Origin of the sequence: Haemophilus parainfluenzae (genome assembly GCF_900638025.1) — a bacterium.
GTDB classification, from domain to species: Bacteria; Pseudomonadota; Gammaproteobacteria; order Enterobacterales; family Pasteurellaceae; genus Haemophilus_D; species Haemophilus_D parainfluenzae_J.
Genome location: NZ_LR134481.1, coordinates 2,044,300 through 2,062,405 on the forward strand (window position 1 = coordinate 2,044,300; position 18,106 = coordinate 2,062,405).

The window sequence follows — 18,106 nt, forward strand, 5'->3', positions numbered from 1 at the left end:
TCTATCTTATCACTCTTCTCCAGGCCATTTTCCCTTTACAAGTATTGCTCTATTTAGCTTAGTTAACCGCTTTTACGTCAATACCTTCGCCAAACTTACGTTTCATTGCTGTACGTTTTGTTCGATCGATCACATCCCCCGCTAACTGACCACAAGCTGCATCAATATCATCACCACGAGTTTTGCGCACAATTACCGTAAAGCCGTATTCCATTAAGGTTTTTTGGAAACGATCAACACGGCTATTTGAGCTTTTACCATAAGGCGCTTCTGGGAATGGGTTCCATGGGATCAAGTTGATTTTACACGGGGTATTTTTTAACACTTGAGCTAATTGATGCGCATGCTCTGTGCCATCATTCACGTGATCTAATAACACATATTCAATAGTCACTTTACCATGGTTAGCATTCGATACCTCTAAGTATCTGTGTACCGAATCCATCAACATTTTGATGTTGTATTTTTTATTGATCGGCATAATTTCATCACGTAATTCATCGTTCGGTGCGTGAAGTGAAATCGCTAATGCTACATCAATCTTATCACGTAACATATCGAGTGCTGGCACAACACCTGAAGTGGATAACGTCACGCGTCGTTTAGATAATCCATACGCAAAATCATCTAGCATAATTTCCATTGCAGGTACAACATTAGCTACATTTAACAATGGTTCACCCATGCCCATCATCACCACATTGGTAATCGGACGAACCCCTGTCACACCAAAATTACCAATAATTTTTGATGCACGCCAAACCTGACCAATAATTTCAGACACCGTTAAATTACGATTAAAGCCTTGCTGTGCTGTCGAACAGAAGGTACAAGCTAAGGCACAGCCTACTTGAGAAGAGACACAAAGTGTCGCACGATCTGCTTCAGGAATATAGACCGTTTCAACTTGCTGTTCACCTACCTGCATCGCCCATTTAATGGTGCCATCTGCAGAGCGTTGTTCAACTGCCACTTCTGGCGCTTTAATTTCCGCGACCGCTTTTAATTTTTCTCGTAATTTTTTATTAATATTGGTCATATTGTCGAAGTTATCTTCGCCAAAATGATAAATCCATTTCACTAATTGATCCGCACGAAATGGTTTCTCGCCTAATTCAGCAAAAAACTCACGCATCTGCTGACGCGTTAAATCCATTAAGTTAATCTTTTTTGTGTTCATTTCGGATGAAAGGGGTTGTTCTAACATAAAGCCTCGTTATTACACATTACGGCGATGATGTTACTCAGAATTGAGTAACAAAAAATTCGCATATAAAAAATGAACCGAGATTCTACAGATTTACCGACGGATAAGCTAGCAGATTTGAAAAACAAAGAAAATTTTGACCGCACTTCTTTGCGATCGCTATCGCAAAAATCAAAAAAACAAAAGAAAAAAGTGCGGTGAAAAAACTTTAATTTTTTCTCTTTCACACATCCCAAACCCTTACAAAAACTGATAGAATGTAAGCTTTGTTTTATTCTCTAAGTTGGCTATATTAAAAGATATGTTAAAAAAAGTGCTTTCTGTATTGTGTTTAGTGCCAGCAATGGCAACAGCACAATCTTATGTCGTGTATGATTTCACCCATGATCGCGTGCTCGAAAGTAGCTCACCGAATCACGTTCAACCTATCGCATCCGTCACCAAGTTAATGACTGCAAATGTGTTTCTTGAAAATAATCGAAACGCAAATTGTACTGCATCGATTACTGACGACGATTACGATTACATTAAAGGCACACATACAAAATTACCAAAATACACGCCAATTTCTTGTAATGAATTATTAAAAGCGATGCTCGTTCATTCTGATAACTATGCTGCTCACGCCCTTTCTCGCTCTGCAGGCATGAGCCGTTTGCAATTTATCCAAAAAATGAATGAGAAAGCGAGAGAATTAGGTATGCGCTCTACCCGCTTTTCAGATAGTTCTGGTTTATCCGACAGCAACATTTCAAGTGTGATGGATCTCGTAAAACTGGCTAAATACTCTCTTAACAAAGCACAAATCAAAAACCTCTCGAATATGCCAAGTGCTTTCATTCAAGCTGGCGGACGTAGCGTTTTTGTTAAAAACACCAATAAATTAGTGCGTGAAGAAGTGTTTGATGCGGCAATTAATAAAACCGGTTATATTCGCGAATCTGGTTATAATTTAGTCTTTGTGAATAAAAATCCATGTAATCGCGCGACCATTGGGGTGATCAGTTTAAATAACCATTCATCAGCGTTTCGTACTAACTTTACTAAAGGAAAATTGGAACAATACGGTTGTATCGCAGGGCGTAGCATGCACAACTTTACCGTTGATGAAGCCCAATATGAAGAAGGCTATGATGAAGCGGGTATGGATCGCCTAATCCAACAAGTTGGTGGTTAATCATTTCAAAAAGAGCGGTCAATTTTGCACAAAATTTTCCGCTTTTTAATTTTAATCACCTATCGATTTGATAATTATTTTCATTTGAAAATCTTATAAAAAATGATATTATTCTGCAGAATGCTAATCAATCATTATTTTTAAGGAGATCTAATGAAGCATTTATTTAAAAGCCTATCTGTTATCGCTCTAGGTTTAGCAGCTTTACAAGCCGAAGCGAAATTTAAAGTGGTGACCACATTTACGGTTATTCAGGATATCGCACAAAATGTTGCGGGCGATGCCGCGACGGTGGAATCTATCACCAAACCTGGTGCAGAAATTCACGAGTATGAACCGACCCCTAAAGATATTGTAAAAGCTCAATCTGCTGATTTAATTTTATGGAACGGATTAAATTTAGAGCGTTGGTTTGAGCGTTTCTTCCAAAATATCAAAGACAAACCAGCCGTTGTGGTAACCGAAGGCATCACGCCACTTTCTATTTATGAAGGCCCTTATAAAGATGCCCCTAACCCACACGCTTGGATGTCGCCATCTAATGCGTTGATTTATGTCGAAAATATTAAAAATGCATTAGTTAAATACGATCCGCAAAATGCTGATACTTATCAAAAAAATGCAGCAGCGTATGCAGAAAAAATCAAACAGCTCGATAAACCTTTACGTGAAAAACTCTCAAAAATTCCTGCCGACCAACGTTGGTTAGTGACCAGTGAAGGCGCCTTTAGTTATTTAGCGAAAGATTACGATCTCAAAGAAGGCTATTTATGGCCAATTAACGCAGAACAACAAGGTACGCCTCAACAAGTACGTAAACTTATCGATTTAGTGAAAAAAAATCATATTCCAGTGGTATTTAGTGAAAGTACCGTGTCAGCCAAACCTGCTCAACAGGTAGCGAAAGAAAGCGGTGCTAAATACGGCGGCGTGCTTTATGTCGATTCTCTTTCTGCCGCTGACGGTCCTGTACCAACTTATATTGACTTACTGAATGTCACTGTATCCACCATAGTCAAAGGATTTGAAAAATAATGACTGAACTTTCCGCTTCTATTTCCGTTAATGATGTAACCGTGCGTTACAACAACGGGCACACTGCAATTTATGATGTTACCTTTGCATTACAAGGGGGAACCATCTGTGCTCTTGTCGGCGTAAATGGGAGCGGAAAATCAACGCTATTCAAAAGCATCATGGGCTTAATCAAGCCACAGCAAGGCAATATTGCGCTTTGTGGTTTGCCAATTAATCGAGCATTGAAACAAAATTTGGTTGCCTATGTGCCGCAAGCGGAAGAAGTCGATTGGCAATTTCCAGTCTCCGTTTATGATGTTGTCATGATGGGGCGTTATGGCTATATGAACTTTTTGCGTATTCCAAAAGCGGAAGATAAACAAAAAGTGCTCGAAGCGATGCAACGAGTAAACATCGAGCATTTAGCTGAACGACAAATCGGCGAGCTTTCTGGTGGACAGAAAAAACGCGTATTTTTGGCTCGAGCATTAGCACAACAAAGTAAGATTATCTTACTCGATGAACCTTTTACAGGTGTAGATGTTAAAACTGAGAATGCCATTGTGGAACTCCTTCGCCAATTACGTGCTGAAGGCCATTTAATTTTAGTCTCTACCCACAATTTAGGCTCTGTACCAGACTTCTGTGACCAAGTAGTGATGATTAACCGTACTGTGATTGCAGCCGGTAAAACAGAAGATACATTTAATCAGCATAATTTGGAAAAAGTCTTTGGTGGTGTATTACGACACATCAAATTATTAGGTGAAGATCTGCATAATGATGAAGATAAACGTGCTGTCACCGTGCTTACGGATGATGAACGTCCTGTTGTCTTCTATGGTGAAACCAAAAATGATCCACCCGCAACGGCTGTAAAATCCTGTCGTCTACCTCCGTCTGACAAGGAATAAGTCATGCTTGAATATTTACTGGAACCTTTCTCCTATGAATATATGCAAAAAGCCATGTGGATAAGTGCCGCAGTTGGTGGCATTTGTGCCTTTCTTTCTGCCTATTTAATGTTGAAAGGTTGGTCATTAATTGGCGACGCGCTCTCTCATTCCGTGGTTCCGGGTGTGGCGATAGCTTATGCCTTTTCACTCCCCTATGCTTTAGGTGCTTTTTTTGCCGGCATTTTGGCCGCACTTTCCATTTTATGGATCAAATCCATTTCTAAACTCAAAGAAGATGCTGTTATCGGCTTTATTTTCAGCACATTCTTTGCCTTGGGATTGTTGATTATTTCTCTGAATCCAACTTCAATAAACGTGCAAAATATTATTCTCGGCAATATCCTTGGTATTGCTGATGAAGATATTTATCAAGTAGCCATCATTATGTTAATTTGCTTGGTCTTATTGCTTATTTTTTGGAAGGATCTGTTACTGATTTTCTTTGATGAAACGCAAGCAATTACAGTTGGACTTTCACCACTGTTTTACAAAATTCTCTTTTTTACACTCTTGAGTGCTTGTGTCGTTGCAGCATTACAAACTGTCGGAGCGATTTTAGTGATTGCGATGGTAATCACACCAGGCGCAACTGCCTATTTACTTACTGACAAATTCAAAACTCTGATCAAAATTGCTGTAGCATTAGGCGCAATCACTGGTTTCGTTGGTGTCTATTTAAGCTATTATTTAGATGGTGCAACAGGTGGTGTCATCGTAACATTACAAACCTTATTATTTTTATTGGCTTTTCTATTCTCACCTAAATACGGATTAACGAGTCAAAAACGACGTAAGGCGGTGGCCCATGAGTGAAATATTCACTATTTTCGTTGAGCCATTTCAATTTGCCTTCATGCAAAATGCGCTACTCACCGCATTAGTGGTTGCCGTGATCTGTGCGCTACTTTCTTGCTATTTAGTATTGAAAGGATGGTCATTGATGGGCGATGCCATTTCCCATGCTGTCCTGCCAGGTATTGTCTTAGCTTTTTTAGCCGGTATTCCATTAGTGATTGGTGCATTTGTCTCTGGTATTGTCTGTGCCTTAGGGGTGGGTTATTTAAAAGAAAACAGCCGTATCAAAGAAGATACCGCGATGGGGATTGTATTTTCAGGGATGTTTGCCATTGGGTTGGTGCTGTTCACTAAAATCCAAACATCACAACATCTCACCCACATCTTATTCGGTAACGTATTGGGTGTAAGCCGAGAAGAGCTGATTCAAACGGCTATCATCGCCTTAATCATTTTTATTTTACTTGGATTAAAACGTCGTGATTTTCTACTTTATTGCTTTGATCCGAGCCATGCTCGTGTTGCCGGTCTCTCGCCTAAATTATTGCATTATGGACTACTCACCCTGCTTGCGCTCACTATTGTGAGTACGATGCAAGTCGTTGGGGTTATTTTGGTTGTAGCCATGCTAATTGCACCAGGCATTACTGCTCTCACACTGACGAATCGCTTCGATAAAATGCTCGTTATCGCGATTATCAGCGCTGTGACTGCAAGCCTACTAGGCGTGCTACTTAGCTATCATTTTGATGCCTCCACTGGTGCATGCATTATTTTGTTACAGGCCGTATTTTTCTTAATTGCCCTAGTTTATAGCAAAATAAAAGTGCGGTTAAATTTCTAACTAAAAAAGCTAACAAAGATGTTAGCTTTTTTATTAGGAATTGAGTTCCTGCAATGTCAGTACTTCAACTTGCTCATCATTGTCCAAACTGGAATTCTGTCAATATTTTGAACACATTTTGGGAGAAATATTTAAATCAAAGATACAGACGAACAGATGGTTTTGATGCATCGCTATCTTCATAACTATACTTAGAAGCATATCGGAGAAATTCTATTTGTTGATGCAAGAATGATAAGGAAGTGGCATAAAAAGGCACTTGAAACGATGAAAGTTCCAGAAAATCCGATTCGTATTACAAATAGTTCTTGAGGATTTTAGATGTCTGATAAAAATAATAGATGATGCTTGTAAGGTCATTCTATAAACTTATATGTTCTATGATACAAGTATGTACATAAAAGAAACTAACATTAATTACAATAATATAAGATGACAAGATTATTCAAAAGCATTTTTGATATCTCTCGAAATAAGACTTGTCAAGAAGAACAATTAGTGATACAACAAACACATCAAAATAATTTGATATGAGGGCTTTTATGAACAGAGATTTAGTAAAAACTGCAAAGATATTTAAAGCCTTTTCAGTGGCTATTCGCCTAGAGATATTAGATTTATTAAAAAATGGGGAAGAATGTGCCTGTGTTTTACTAGAAAAGCTAGATTTAACACAATCAGGCTTGTCATATCATATGAAAATATTGACAGAGTCAGGAATTGTTATAGCAAGAGAAGAAGGCAAGTGGGTTTACTACACGATATCTGATCAAGGAAGACAAAAAATAATACAGATGTTTTTATCATCTACAGCAAGAAATTAGTTACCCTTAAGGGTAACTAAAAAAATACTCTTCATATCAAAAAAATTGAAGAAAGGAGGGAAAAAATGAAGAAAATAAATGGAATTAGTTTTTTTGAGAAAAACCTGACTTTTTGGGTGTTAATTTGTATGGTAATAGGCATATTTATTGGGAAATATTTTCCTACTATTCCAGATTGGTTAGGAAAATTTGAGTTCTACAACGTGTCTATACCAACAACAATTTTACTTTGGATAATGATTTATCCAATGATGTTGAAAATTGATTTTAAAAGTATAAAAAACATAGGAAAAAATCCTAAAGGTCTATTTATTACATGGTTTGTAAATTGGATCATTAAGCCACTCACCATGTATTTAATCGCTTCCTTATTTTTCTTTATTATTTATAAAGGATTTATTAATAAGGAATTGGCATCAGAATATTTAGCTGGGGCGGTTTTACTCGGCGCTGCACCATGTACCGCAATGGTATTTGTATGGAGCAAGTTAACAAGAGGTGATAGTGGTTATACCTTAGTACAGGTAGCGAGTAACGACTTAATTATTTTGATTGCATATATACCAATTGTGAGCTTCTTATTAAAGGTTGGAGATATAAATATTCCATGGGGAACACTTTTATTGTCTATTGTATTATTTATTGTTGTTCCTCTTATTTTAAGCATGGTAACTAGAAGTATAATCATTAAAAATAAAGGGGAAGACTACCTAAATAAAGCTTTTATCCCTGCATTTGATAAATACACTACGATGGGATTATTGTTGACGTTAATTATAATATTTTCATTTCAAGGACAGAAGATATTGGATCAGCCACTAAATATTATCCTTATTGCAATTCCTTTGATAATTCAAACTTTGTTTATATTTGCAATAACATTTTTCATGGCATATTTAGTAAAGCTACCATATTCAATTGCAGCGCCATGTGGCATGATTGGTGCATCTAACTTTTTTGAGCTGTCCGTTGCAGTTTCTATATCCCTATTTGGGCTAGTATCAGGAGCTACGCTAACAACTGTAGTAGGTGTTCTGGTTGAAGTTCCTGTTATGTTAGCCTTGGTAAAGTTTGCCAATTCTATGGAAAATAAATTTAATCGTTGAATATGAGTTAAAACTGCTAACAACAATCAAGTAGTGTTAATTTACAAAATGCTAGATCAGATATATGTCCTAGAATGTCCATCTATAGTCTGGGATACTATATAATCAGCAAGAAATATAATATAAGCCTTGGAGGGAAATCTTCAGGGCTTTTCTTATACCCATTAGGAGGTGAAAGGATTGCCAAGAAAACCAAAGCGACCTTGCGCTTAAATCATTTTGAAATGTCTTAACGCATCCATGATAGCTTCTTCTTTTTCAGGTTTACATGTGGAATAACCTGTTTCTCTTTTTGCGATTTATTATAATGCTCCCTCAGTACAATTCCACATTTCTTTTTGATTTGTGCTATATACAATGTAGAAACCTTAAATCCAAATTTCCTCAGTACACACTCTTTAATTTGCTCATAAGTAGCCTTGCTCTCAGCACTTGTCAAATCAAGTTCATCAAGCTCTATTTAAACACTTATATGTTCATCGACATTAAGTTTGGACAATAATGCTAGCGTCTCATAATGCGCTGTATGCGGGAACATATCAAATAATTGAATTTGAGTAAGTTTATAATTGGTTAGATGCTGCAAATCTTTTCCCATAGAAATTGCGTTACAGCTGGAATAAAGAATAAAGTGCGGTTGCATTTCATTGAGAAACTCAGCGAGTTCCTTTCCGATACCTCGACGAGGCGGATTGACGATCACCAAATCGGGTTTATTTTCATCTTGTGTTAAAGCAAAATTAGCCGCATCCAAAGATTGGAATTTAACGTTGTTTAGCCCTAACACCTGAGCGGATTGAGTCGCTGCTTGAATAGCAGATGGCGAAATTTCAATCCCCGTCAATTCTACTTCTTGTTGATGTTTATCCTGTAAAGCTTTGGCACAATGCAGACCAAACCCTCCAACGCCACAAAAGAGATCCCAAAGTTTAGTAATCGGCAAATCTTGCACCCAATCTTGTGCCGTTGCATATAGCCCTTGTGCTACAAGTGGATTCGTTTGGAAGAAACCTTGAGGTCGAATAAACAACGGAATACCGTTAAAGCTTTCTGATAAGGTGTGCTGGTCCGTTAAAAAGATTTCTTTCTCACCTTCTAAAATTGCGGCATGTTGAGGTTGGATATTCACGCTCACCACTTCAAGTTGTGGTAATTTTTCCAATAGCCCTGCAAATTCACGTTGAATTAAAGGCAACTTAGTTTCTGAACGCAATACAAAACGCAACATCAATTTTTTTGTATGTTGGCTTTCTGTAAGCAGAATATATTTCAGTTCACCTTTTTGTTTCGCTACGTTATAAGGGACTAAACCCGCGCGTCCAATAAAATCCTTTAGAATCGGAAAGAGTTCAGCAAAGCGTTGTGGATAAAGCGGACAATCACATAAATCTACCGCACTTTGTGGATCATTCGGGTCTTGTAAAATACCTAAAATGGGATGTTCCACCGCGCCACTCGCAACCATTTTAGCTTTATTACGAAAAGCTGACTCAGAGGAATAAAAAGGCGGATGCCAAATTAAATCATCACAATCTAATTTGGCAAGTTGTTGTTTTAGATGCTCTTCTTTCTTGGCAAGTTGCTGTTCATAAGGCATTTCAAGCCATTGACAAGAACGGCAATCGCCTTTTTTATAATGATGGCAATCAATCATTTAGAAGCACGCCACTCTTGTTGAAGTGCGGTCAGTTTTTGATGATTTTCAACCCAACGTGAAGTTTTGGTGAGTTCTGACCAATCAAAGGATTTCTGTTTAAAGAGCGATTTCAAGCGAGCTTGGCGTGCTGCAAAATGCGCCGTTGTTTCCTCTAACTTAAGCTTATCAAGCACTTGAATGACACCTTCTCGTTCATTACAAAGCAATAATAAGTCACAACCAGCATTCAAGGCTTTTTCACTGCGAGCCACAAAATCGCCCATAAAGCCTGCGCCTTTCATGCCTAAATCATCAGAGAAAATCGCCCCCTGGAAGCCCAACTGTTTACGCAAAATCTCTTTTAACCAATAACTCGAACCGCTTGCTGGCTGGCTATCACATTGTGTATAAATCACGTGAGCCGGCATAATCGCATCAAGCTTACTCTGTTGAATGAATTGCTGGAATGGCAAAATATCATGATTAAAAATCACTTCTTTTGCACGCTCATCATAAGGCGTTTCAAGATGAGAATCGGCTAAAACATGGCCGTGTCCTGGGAAATGTTTTCCTGTTGTTGCCATGCCTGCTTGGTGCATACCATCAATAAAAGCTGCTGCTAAATTGACCGCACTTTTTACATCACTGCCAAAACTACGATCGCCAATCGCACGACATTCATGCCCCAAATCCAACACAGGAGCAAAACTCAAATCAATATCTAACGCCACCATTTCAGCCGCCATTTGCCAGCCCGCTTCTTTTGCTATTTGCTGTTGCTGAGCTGAATCCTTAACTAATGCCGCAAAAGCCTGCATTGCGGGGAGCTGAGTGAAACCTTCACGGAAACGTTGCACGCGCCCACCTTCTTGATCAACCGTGATCAATAAAGGCTTTTTTACTCTCTGGCGAATGGATTTAATTAGTGCTTGAACTTGCTGACGATCATAAAAATTGCAGGTAAATAAAATCAAACCAGCAACTAAAGGATGTTCCAGTAATTCAACTTCTTCTTGTTTGAGCTCATGACATTCAAGGTCAATTAATAATGTGGACATAAACTATTGTAAGTAAAGACGATAATTGCTACTTTCTGTGCTTGGTTTTGGTAGCTCAAACACTTTCTTTTCTTGTGGTTGCAATAAAATATTGCCTGATTGGCTTTCTTGCTGATTCGGCCAAACTTGCGTTACACCTTGTGTGTTATACCAATAAAGGTGGTAAAGCACATTGAGTTTTTGCGTAGTTTTATTTTTAAAAGCTGCCGTATTATTCGACAAATCAACATCTAAAGCGGGTACTAAATTTACCGCCATATTTAAAATTGGCTTATTTGTTCCCACAATATTTGGTGCAGATGAACAAGCCGTTAAAAATAATACCGTTGCTGTAATTAGGATATTTTTCATTATTTCGCCAACATTCTACCTAAAGGTTCACCACCAACAAGATGCATATGAATATGGAATACTTCTTGTCCACCGTGTTTATTACAATTCACAATCAAACGATAACCGTCTTCGGCAATGCCTTCTTCTTTAGCAATTTTAGCCGCGACTGTAAATAAGCGACCTAAGGTGACTTCATCTTGTTCTGTCACATCATTAACCGTTGGAATGACTTTATTTGGGATAATCAAAATATGAGTTTTCGCCTGAGGTGAAATATCTCGGAATGCGGTCACTAATTCATCTTGATAAACAATATTGGCGGGAATTTCTTTGCGAATAATTTTGCTGAAAATGGTTTCTTGAGCCATAGTCTTCTCCTTGTTTTATATAAAAAAGTGCGGTCAAAATTTACCGCACTTTGCTTTTATTTTCCATCAGAAATTGATGATGAATGACATTTCAATCGGCTTAGTGAGCCGCACCTTCTTCTGAATCATCTTGATTAATAAAGCTGGTATTAATCTCGATTTGTGCTTTTTCACGCAATGCTTGCATTAACTGTCCTTGCAATTCGCCTTGACGTGCACGAACAAGTTGAGTGCTAAATCTCGCTAACTCTTGCTCATTTAAAGTAGGTTCTTCTACACGTTCAAGGGCAACCACAACCACATCACCTTTGCTGTTACGAGCAACTTGATAAGCCGCTTTGCCATCTTGTGGTTTTGCAATAGCAAATACACCTTCATAAAGCACTGGATCTTTATTATCCACTAACGTAAAGGTTTGTGGGTCACCAAAACGAATACCGGCAGGTAATTTGGTTAGTTCGGCAGATAGCGCTTTAACGGCTTGCTCTGCTTTTTCAGCTAATACTTTATCGGCTTTTTCACGTTTTAAGAATTGCTCAATCGTTGATTTAGCTTCATCAAGGCTTTGTAAACCTTCAGCTTTATGATCAACGACACGTACTACAACAAATTCATTTTCACCAACAATTAATGGCTCAGAATTTGCACCGCCGTTTGAAATATCTGATTCAAAAATGGCAGAAGTCACATTTGGGAAATTTAATGCCGCAGGGACATTATTTTTACCAAAATAATCTGTTTCTTCGACTTTCACGCCTGCTGCTTCTGCTACCGCAGCTAAAGAATCACTGCTTTCTGCCGCTTTTGCACGAACCGCTTTTTCTACCGCTTGGAAACGACTTCCTGCTAGATTTTTACGTACGGTATCCGCAATTTGCTCTTTTACTTCGCCTAAAGTACGTTCTTTACGATCTTGCACTAAAATAATATGGTAAGCCCCATCCACATTAACTGGTGTACTATATTGACCAACATTTAATAATAATGCTGCATCTTCAAAGTTTTTCGGTAATTCGTTGTCTTTTACCCAACCTAATTCACCGCCTTGTGCACCAGAAAGTTTGTCCACAGATTTCGCTTTTGCTAACTCAGCAAAATCAGCGCCTTTTTGCAGTTCTTGATAAACCGCATCCGCTTCTTTCTCAGTGGCTAATTGGATATGTGCTAATTTTTGGCTAATAAATTGCGCTTTATTTTCTTGATAATATTGCGCAATTTGTGTTTCAGTGACAGGTTGTAATTTACCTAATTCATTCGCTGAAACGCGAATATATTGCACTTTCGCCTGTTCAGGTTGAACAAGTGATTTCGCATTCGCATCGTAATACGCTTTAATTTCTTCTTCTGTCACCTTTTGTTTTGCCACTTCATCGGCTAATGGAAGGGTTGCAAGACGAGCGATACGTTTTTGGAAAAAGGTTTGGGCACTATCTTTTACTTGAGCCGGCACAACAAATTCACTGTCAGCCAAACCGTTTTGCATTTGTTCAAGTGTTAATGCATTACGTAAAATAGCTGCATAAGTATCTGACGTTAAACCATTTTGAGTCAATAATTGTTGATAACGAGTGTTATCAAATTTACCGTTAGATTGTAAATTAGGATCGCTTACAATCGCACGTTTGATCATGTCATCGCTAACACCTAATTTTAATTCTTTCGCGTATTGACGAATTAATTCTTGATCTACTAAACGTTGAATTAAATTTTGACGAAGTGCTGTCACAAATTCCACAGAGTCAGTTTTCGCTAAGAAACTCTCGCCTTCTTGTTGTGCTCGCGCTTCAAACTCTTGGTTATAACGATTTAAGAAATCTTGTTGAGAGATGGTTTCGCCATTTACTTTTGCCGCAAAACTATCATTACTGCTATACAGATAACCTGACATCCCACCAATCAAAAATGAAACTGGAATTAAAGCAAAGATCGCTTTTCCGATAAAGCTATGGGCGATGCCATGCATTTTTTCAATTAACATTCAATTATTACCCTTTTAAAAAAGACAAATTTCGTAAGATTATAATCTAAAAGGCGAAAATTCGCACTTAAAAAACACCATGTTCGTGTAGGATTTTCTCAGCCATGACTAATAACACTAAACCGCCAAAAATCTCTGCTTTGCTTTTGAATTTTTTCCCTAAAAAATGACCGCTCTTTACACCAATAAAAGCGATGACAAAGGTTGTTAAACTTATGATGAAGACAGCCAATAAAATGTCCACGGAAAGAAAAGCAAAAGAGACACTGATGGCTAACGCATCAATACTCGTTGCCACATCAAGTGTTAGCAAGTGTTTTAAACTAATCAATGAGGGAGCGAGTTCATCATCCGAGCTAAGTCTTTCTCGAATCATATTCACACCGATGAGAGCAAACAAAACAAAGGCAATCCAATGATCCCAATTTTGAATCATCTGACTAAATTGCAGCCCGATAACATAGCTTATCACAGGCATAATGCCTTGAAATAACTCAAAGCAACATGCAATAGCTAATGCTTGTTTCCATCGAAAAGCGCACATTACTAAGCCTTTAGAGATGGATACGGCAAAGGCATCCATCGAAAGACCAAGAGCAATGACCCACAACATATGAAAAGTCATAAACTAACGTTTATTTTCCAATACAGAAAGAACTGAAAATATTGCCGAGCAAATCATCCGAAGTAAATTGCCCCGTAATTTCACTCAGGTTAGCTTGCACTAAACGAAGTTCTTCCGCCAATAATTCACCTGCATGAAATTCAGTTAATTGAACTAACCCAATTTGTAAATGTTCGGCCGCTTTTTCTAAGGCATCAAGATGACGACGACGCGCTAAGAAACCACCTTCCATCCCTGTTTGGAAACCCATCACCTGTTTTAAATGCTCACGCAATAAATCTACACCTTGATGTGTTTGAGCTGATAAACAAACGGTCGTTGTTCCATTTTCTTCTTTTAGCCCAACTGCCTCGCCGCTTAAATCTACTTTATTACGAACAATGGTCACTGGCATATTATTTGGCAATTTTGATAAAAATTCTGACCGCACTTTTTCGATATTTTGGCTATCAGGATCGCTACTGTCTAACATTAAGATAATACGATCAGCTTGCTCAATCTCCGTCCAGGCACGCGAGATGCCGATACGTTCAACTTCATCTGTCGCTTCACGAAGCCCTGCCGTATCAATAATATGTAAAGGCATGCCATCAATATGAATATGTTCACGCAACACATCGCGCGTTGTACCTGCAATATCTGTCACAATGGCTGCTTCTCTGCCTGCTAAAGCATTTAGTAAACTTGATTTACCCGCATTTGGACGACCGGCAATCACCACTTTCATTCCTTCACGCAAAATCGAGCCTTGTTTTGCTTCGCTACGGACTAAATCAAGTTGATCAATAATTTCTCGTAATTTTGCTTCGATTTTACCGTCTGCCAAAAAGTCAATTTCTTCATCGGGGAAATCAATCGACGCTTCCACATAAGTACGCAGATAAATCACGGAATCCACTAACTGATTCACTTTATTAGAAAACTCACCTTGTAATGATTTTAATGCTGAACGAGCAGCTTGCTCCGAAGTGGCATCAATTAAATCCGCGATCGCTTCTGCTTGAGCTAAATCTAATTTATCGTTTAAAAAAGCCTGTTCAGAAAATTCACCTGGACGTGCAAGACGAACACCATCAAGTTGTAAAATTCGTTTTAGCAACAAATCTAATACCACTTGTCCGCCATGACCTTGCAATTCCAATACATCTTCACCGGTAAAGGAATTCGGCGATTTAAAATAAAGCGCAATGCCTTGATCTAATACTGTGCCGTCAGCATCTTTAAAAGGTAAATAATCTGCCATTCTTGGTTTAGGACATTTACCTAGTACCGCTTGTGCAACCTCAACCGCTTTCGGACCGGATACACGCAAAATACCAATACCGCCACGTCCTGGCGCTGTCGCTTGTGCGACGATTGTTTCTTTCATAAAAACTCACTAAAAATTGACCGCGCTTTTATCTGCGATTAAAAAATGAGAGGGCGCATTAATACGCCCATGAGATTATATATCAATCAATGATAGAAAAAAGGCATCTTTCGATGCCTTCTATCTGCTATTTTTTACGGGTATGTAACCCTTTTTTCTCTAAACCACGGTAGATCATTTGTTGTTGTACAATAGTGATTAAGTTAGATACTAACCAGTAAAGTACGAGACCTGCCGGGAACCAGAGGAAGAAGAACATGAAGATCAACGGCATGAAGTTCATCACTTTTTGTTGCATTGGATCTGCAACTGGCGTCGGTGACATTTTTTGTAACAGGAACATTGATCCACCCATTAAGATTGGGAGAATGTAGTAAGGGTCTTGTGCCGATAAATCTTGAATCCAACCAAAAAACGGCGCATGACGCAGTTCAACCGCTTCCATAAACGTCCAGTATAATGCGATAAAAATTGGCATTTGAAGGATTAATGGTAAGCAACCGCCAAGTGGATTTACTTTTTCTTCTTTGTAAAGTTTCATCATTTCTTGGCTCATACGTTGGCGATCATCACCAAAACGTTCGCGCATTTCTTGTATTTTTGGTTGCAACATACGCATTTTCGCCATAGAAGTGTATTGTGCTTTTGTAAGCGGATATAAAATCGCTTTCACCACTAAAGTGACACAAATAATTGCCACACCCCAGTTAGATACAATACTTTGAATGAACGTTAATAACCAGAATAATGGTTTTGCGATGAACCATGCCCAACCGTAATCTACGGTCAAGTCTAAGTGATTAGCCACTTCAGCCATTTTGTTTTGTAATTTTGGACCAGTCCATAATGAGCTGGTAATTGTTTCTGTTGCACCCGCTGGAACAGATACTACTGGACCACGATAACCAATAGACGCAACGTTATTTTTGCTGTCTGTAATACTATAAAGTTGATTATTTACATCTTGATTTGGGATCCAAGCAGATACAAAATAGTGTTGTAAAACAGCAACCCAACCTGCTTTGGTATCGATAGAAAGATTTTTGTCTTTCATATCGCTGAAGCTATATTTTTTGTAATTTGTTTCAGAAGAAGAATACGCACCACCGGTATAAGTAGGCATTGCCACGTTACCGCTGCTTTCAACTAATGTATGTTTTAATTGGCCGTAAGGTTCAACTTCAATTGCGCTACCACTTTGGTTCACAATTTCAAAGTTAACACCTACATCATAGCTATCGCGTTTTAATACAAAGATTTTACGATAAGTGACACCATCTTTTTCAAATGTCAGTGGTACAGAAAGTTCATTTTGACCTTCTGCTAATTTGAAATTATCACCCGTAACTTGATATTGCGCGCGACCTGCTTTTGTATCGATCCCGTTTTTACCGATTAAGCCGCTTTGTGCAATGTAAACATGTTCGTTTGTATCTTTTAATAAAACGAAAGGTTCTTTTGAATTTAATTCTGCATCATATTTTAATAATTCAGAACTGATTACATCACCACCTAATGTATCCACTTTCAAACGGAATACATCATTTTCTAATGTAATAATGTGACCTTTGGTCTGTGAGTCTGCCACTACTTCGGCAGATGAAGAAGAACTTGCCGGTACATCAGAAGAGGCGGTTGTTGTTTGTTCCGTGGTCTGTTGTTGAACCGGTGGATTTTTATCAAGTTGCCATTGCTGATAAACAAGGAAAGAAATAAAGAGTAGTGCAAGCACTAATAGGCTACGTCTTGAGTCCATTATTTTTTCTCATCGTTATTATTAATCTTTTTCGGCGGAACAGGATCGAATCCACCGGCGCTTAAGGGGTGACATTTTAATACACGTTTTAGCGTAAGCCAACTACCTTTTAACAATCCATGTGTTTTTAACGCCTCAACACCATAACAAGAACAGGTTGGCACAAAACGACAACGGGGCCCGATTAAAGGGCTAATCGCTACTTGATAAAACTTAATTAAAGCGATGAGGATTTTTGTGCCAAACGAATGTGACGTGCCCATAATTTATCCAAAGTTTGTAAAAACGTTTTATTATCAAGCTGACCAATGCCACGTTTCGCTACAAAGACAAAGTCACAAGAAGGCAAATTATGTTGGGATAAACGAAAACTTTCACGAACTAAACGTTTGATACGATTACGATCATGCGCTCGTTTAAGATGTTTTTTAGCCACAGTTAAACCTAAGCGTGGGTGCTCAAGATTATTTTTGCGTGCGAGAATGGTAATTTCAGGGGTGCTTGCTCGAAACGGTTGTTCGAAGACATTTTTGAATTGAGTGGGAGTTAACAATCGTAACTCCCGAGAGAAGTTTAGCTTAATCACTAAAAGAGGTGATTATGCAGATAAACTCTTACGACCTTTAGCACGACGACGAGCTAAAACTTGACGGCCGTTTTTAGTTGCCATACGAGCACGGAAACCGTGAGTACGGCTACGTTTTAATACAGAAGGTTGAAATGTACGTTTCATTATAATCTACCTAAATCAAAATGGTTTATTGTTTTGATAGCCAAAACACAACAAGGGTTATAAAAATAGACCGCAATTCTAATCATAAATTGGGCTTTCGTCAAATAAGAAAAGAGAAAATTCCGAAATAATCTTCGCTTTCTTTTAAAATCGGAGGGGATTATACGAGTTTTGGATAAAATCTCAAGTAACCTTTTTGTCTTTTTTTAACACCTGACAGAAGATCTTTTATCTAAATTATTGTAAAATCCCTTTCGATTTTTAACCACACTTTTGTGGTTTTTAGCTCTTATTTATGCGCATACAATATAAGGATAATTTATC

19 protein-coding genes are annotated in these 18,106 nt (G+C 38.2%); 7 read left to right on the plus strand and 12 right to left on the minus strand.

What is annotated here, in order from left to right; all coding sequences use genetic code 11:
- Positions 1-58: 58 nt before the first annotated feature.
- Complete coding sequence (locus EL215_RS10135) at positions 59-1,207, minus strand: dual-specificity RNA methyltransferase RlmN (RefSeq protein WP_049357003.1); 1,149 nt, start codon at positions 1,205-1,207, stop codon at positions 59-61.
- 301 nt (positions 1,208-1,508) lie between these two features.
- Between EL215_RS10135 and EL215_RS10140 the strand changes: the two genes are divergently transcribed.
- The 7 genes from EL215_RS10140 to arsB all read left to right on the plus strand — a co-directional run bounded on the left by EL215_RS10140 (position 1,509) and on the right by arsB (position 7,926).
- Positions 1,509-2,384 carry a D-alanyl-D-alanine carboxypeptidase family protein gene (locus EL215_RS10140; protein ID WP_049363744.1) on the plus strand — a complete coding sequence of 292 codons (876 nt, stop codon included), beginning with the start codon at positions 1,509-1,511 and terminating at the stop codon, positions 2,382-2,384.
- Positions 2,385-2,537: 153 nt separating this feature from the next.
- The gene (locus tag EL215_RS10145) at positions 2,538-3,419 is read left to right on the plus strand and encodes a metal ABC transporter substrate-binding protein (protein WP_126471928.1); all 882 of its coding nucleotides are present in this window, start codon (positions 2,538-2,540) and stop codon (positions 3,417-3,419) included.
- Positions 3,419-4,315 (plus strand): manganese/iron ABC transporter ATP-binding protein, encoded by an 897-nt coding sequence (locus tag EL215_RS10150; RefSeq protein WP_070582499.1) that lies wholly within the window; start codon positions 3,419-3,421, stop codon positions 4,313-4,315. The genes EL215_RS10145 and EL215_RS10150 overlap by 1 nt, the downstream gene beginning before the upstream one ends.
- Before the next feature lie 3 nt (positions 4,316-4,318).
- On the plus strand, positions 4,319-5,170 hold the full coding sequence (locus EL215_RS10155) for a metal ABC transporter permease (protein ID WP_126471930.1): 852 nt from the start codon (positions 4,319-4,321) through the stop codon (positions 5,168-5,170).
- Positions 5,163-5,996, plus strand: a complete 834-nt coding sequence (locus EL215_RS10160; RefSeq protein ID WP_164757085.1) for a metal ABC transporter permease — start codon at positions 5,163-5,165, stop codon at positions 5,994-5,996. Before EL215_RS10155 ends, EL215_RS10160 begins: the two co-directional genes overlap by 8 nt.
- A 542-nt stretch (positions 5,997-6,538) precedes the next feature.
- Entirely contained in the window at positions 6,539-6,820 is a 282-nt protein-coding gene (locus EL215_RS10165; protein ID WP_126471932.1) for an ArsR/SmtB family transcription factor, read from the plus strand.
- Positions 6,821-6,885: 65 nt separating this feature from the next.
- Complete coding sequence (arsB, locus tag EL215_RS10170) at positions 6,886-7,926, plus strand: ACR3 family arsenite efflux transporter (protein WP_126471934.1); 1,041 nt, start codon at positions 6,886-6,888, stop codon at positions 7,924-7,926.
- A 460-nt stretch (positions 7,927-8,386) separates the two neighbouring features.
- Here arsB and rlmC read toward each other — a convergent pair whose 3' ends face one another.
- From rlmC to rpmH, 11 genes are all read right to left on the minus strand, one after another.
- Complete coding sequence (gene rlmC, locus EL215_RS10180; protein ID WP_126471936.1) at positions 8,387-9,580, minus strand: 23S rRNA (uracil(747)-C(5))-methyltransferase RlmC; 1,194 nt, start codon at positions 9,578-9,580, stop codon at positions 8,387-8,389.
- Positions 9,577-10,620 carry a beta-N-acetylhexosaminidase gene (gene nagZ / locus EL215_RS10185; protein ID WP_126471938.1) on the minus strand — a complete coding sequence of 348 codons (1,044 nt, stop codon included), beginning with the start codon at positions 10,618-10,620 and terminating at the stop codon, positions 9,577-9,579. The genes rlmC and nagZ overlap by 4 nt, the downstream gene beginning before the upstream one ends.
- A 3-nt stretch (positions 10,621-10,623) precedes the next feature.
- Entirely contained in the window at positions 10,624-10,971 is a 348-nt protein-coding gene (locus EL215_RS10190) for a putative periplasmic lipoprotein (RefSeq protein ID WP_126471940.1), read from the minus strand.
- Positions 10,971-11,321: a purine nucleoside phosphoramidase gene (hinT, locus tag EL215_RS10195; protein ID WP_005695575.1), complete on the minus strand. Its 351-nt coding sequence runs from the start codon at positions 11,319-11,321 to the stop codon at positions 10,971-10,973. The genes EL215_RS10190 and hinT overlap by 1 nt, the downstream gene beginning before the upstream one ends.
- Before the next feature lie 100 nt (positions 11,322-11,421).
- A complete protein-coding gene (ppiD, locus tag EL215_RS10200) occupies positions 11,422-13,299 on the minus strand; it encodes a peptidylprolyl isomerase (RefSeq protein WP_126471942.1) in 1,878 nt (625 codons plus the stop codon).
- 67 nt (positions 13,300-13,366) lie between these two features.
- A complete protein-coding gene (locus tag EL215_RS10205; protein WP_126471944.1) occupies positions 13,367-13,924 on the minus strand; it encodes a manganese efflux pump MntP in 558 nt (185 codons plus the stop codon).
- Between the two features lie 10 nt (positions 13,925-13,934).
- Positions 13,935-15,293, minus strand: a complete 1,359-nt coding sequence (gene mnmE, locus EL215_RS10210) for a tRNA uridine-5-carboxymethylaminomethyl(34) synthesis GTPase MnmE (protein ID WP_126471946.1) — start codon at positions 15,291-15,293, stop codon at positions 13,935-13,937.
- A gap of 127 nt (positions 15,294-15,420) precedes the next feature.
- Entirely contained in the window at positions 15,421-17,049 is a 1,629-nt protein-coding gene (gene yidC, locus EL215_RS10215; RefSeq protein ID WP_126471948.1) for a membrane protein insertase YidC, read from the minus strand.
- A complete protein-coding gene (gene yidD, locus EL215_RS10220; protein ID WP_126471950.1) occupies positions 17,049-17,312 on the minus strand; it encodes a membrane protein insertion efficiency factor YidD in 264 nt (87 codons plus the stop codon). The genes yidC and yidD overlap by 1 nt, the downstream gene beginning before the upstream one ends.
- Complete coding sequence (rnpA, locus tag EL215_RS10225; protein WP_049369437.1) at positions 17,267-17,635, minus strand: ribonuclease P protein component; 369 nt, start codon at positions 17,633-17,635, stop codon at positions 17,267-17,269. The genes yidD and rnpA overlap by 46 nt, the downstream gene beginning before the upstream one ends.
- A gap of 12 nt (positions 17,636-17,647) precedes the next feature.
- Complete coding sequence (gene rpmH, locus EL215_RS10230) at positions 17,648-17,782, minus strand: 50S ribosomal protein L34 (RefSeq protein WP_005539760.1); 135 nt, start codon at positions 17,780-17,782, stop codon at positions 17,648-17,650.
- Between the last annotated feature and the right edge of the window lie 324 nt (positions 17,783-18,106).

What these genes read in the sequence shown, in the direction of transcription:
- hinT (WP_005695575.1), bottom strand. Translation starts at nt 11,321, where the DNA reads ATGGCTCAAGAAACCATTTTCAGCAAAATTATTCGCAAAGAAATTCCC.
- EL215_RS10140 (WP_049363744.1), top strand. Translation starts at nt 1,509, where the DNA reads ATGTTAAAAAAAGTGCTTTCTGTATTGTGTTTAGTGCCAGCAATGGCA.
- mnmE (WP_126471946.1), bottom strand. Translation starts at nt 15,293, where the DNA reads ATGAAAGAAACAATCGTCGCACAAGCGACAGCGCCAGGACGTGGCGGT.
- yidC (WP_126471948.1), bottom strand. Translation starts at nt 17,049, where the DNA reads ATGGACTCAAGACGTAGCCTATTAGTGCTTGCACTACTCTTTATTTCT.
- ppiD (WP_126471942.1), bottom strand. Translation starts at nt 13,299, where the DNA reads ATGTTAATTGAAAAAATGCATGGCATCGCCCATAGCTTTATCGGAAAA.
- EL215_RS10135 (WP_049357003.1), bottom strand. Translation starts at nt 1,207, where the DNA reads ATGTTAGAACAACCCCTTTCATCCGAAATGAACACAAAAAAGATTAAC.
- EL215_RS10155 (WP_126471930.1), top strand. Translation starts at nt 4,319, where the DNA reads ATGCTTGAATATTTACTGGAACCTTTCTCCTATGAATATATGCAAAAA.
- EL215_RS10205 (WP_126471944.1), bottom strand. Translation starts at nt 13,924, where the DNA reads ATGACTTTTCATATGTTGTGGGTCATTGCTCTTGGTCTTTCGATGGAT.
- EL215_RS10190 (WP_126471940.1), bottom strand. Translation starts at nt 10,971, where the DNA reads ATGAAAAATATCCTAATTACAGCAACGGTATTATTTTTAACGGCTTGT.
- nagZ (WP_126471938.1), bottom strand. Translation starts at nt 10,620, where the DNA reads ATGTCCACATTATTAATTGACCTTGAATGTCATGAGCTCAAACAAGAA.
- EL215_RS10145 (WP_126471928.1), top strand. Translation starts at nt 2,538, where the DNA reads ATGAAGCATTTATTTAAAAGCCTATCTGTTATCGCTCTAGGTTTAGCA.
- EL215_RS10165 (WP_126471932.1), top strand. Translation starts at nt 6,539, where the DNA reads ATGAACAGAGATTTAGTAAAAACTGCAAAGATATTTAAAGCCTTTTCA.
- EL215_RS10160 (WP_164757085.1), top strand. Translation starts at nt 5,163, where the DNA reads ATGAGTGAAATATTCACTATTTTCGTTGAGCCATTTCAATTTGCCTTC.
- yidD (WP_126471950.1), bottom strand. Translation starts at nt 17,312, where the DNA reads ATGGGCACGTCACATTCGTTTGGCACAAAAATCCTCATCGCTTTAATT.
- rlmC (WP_126471936.1), bottom strand. Translation starts at nt 9,580, where the DNA reads ATGATTGATTGCCATCATTATAAAAAAGGCGATTGCCGTTCTTGTCAA.
- rpmH (WP_005539760.1), bottom strand. Translation starts at nt 17,782, where the DNA reads ATGAAACGTACATTTCAACCTTCTGTATTAAAACGTAGCCGTACTCAC.
- arsB (WP_126471934.1), top strand. Translation starts at nt 6,886, where the DNA reads ATGAAGAAAATAAATGGAATTAGTTTTTTTGAGAAAAACCTGACTTTT.
- EL215_RS10150 (WP_070582499.1), top strand. Translation starts at nt 3,419, where the DNA reads ATGACTGAACTTTCCGCTTCTATTTCCGTTAATGATGTAACCGTGCGT.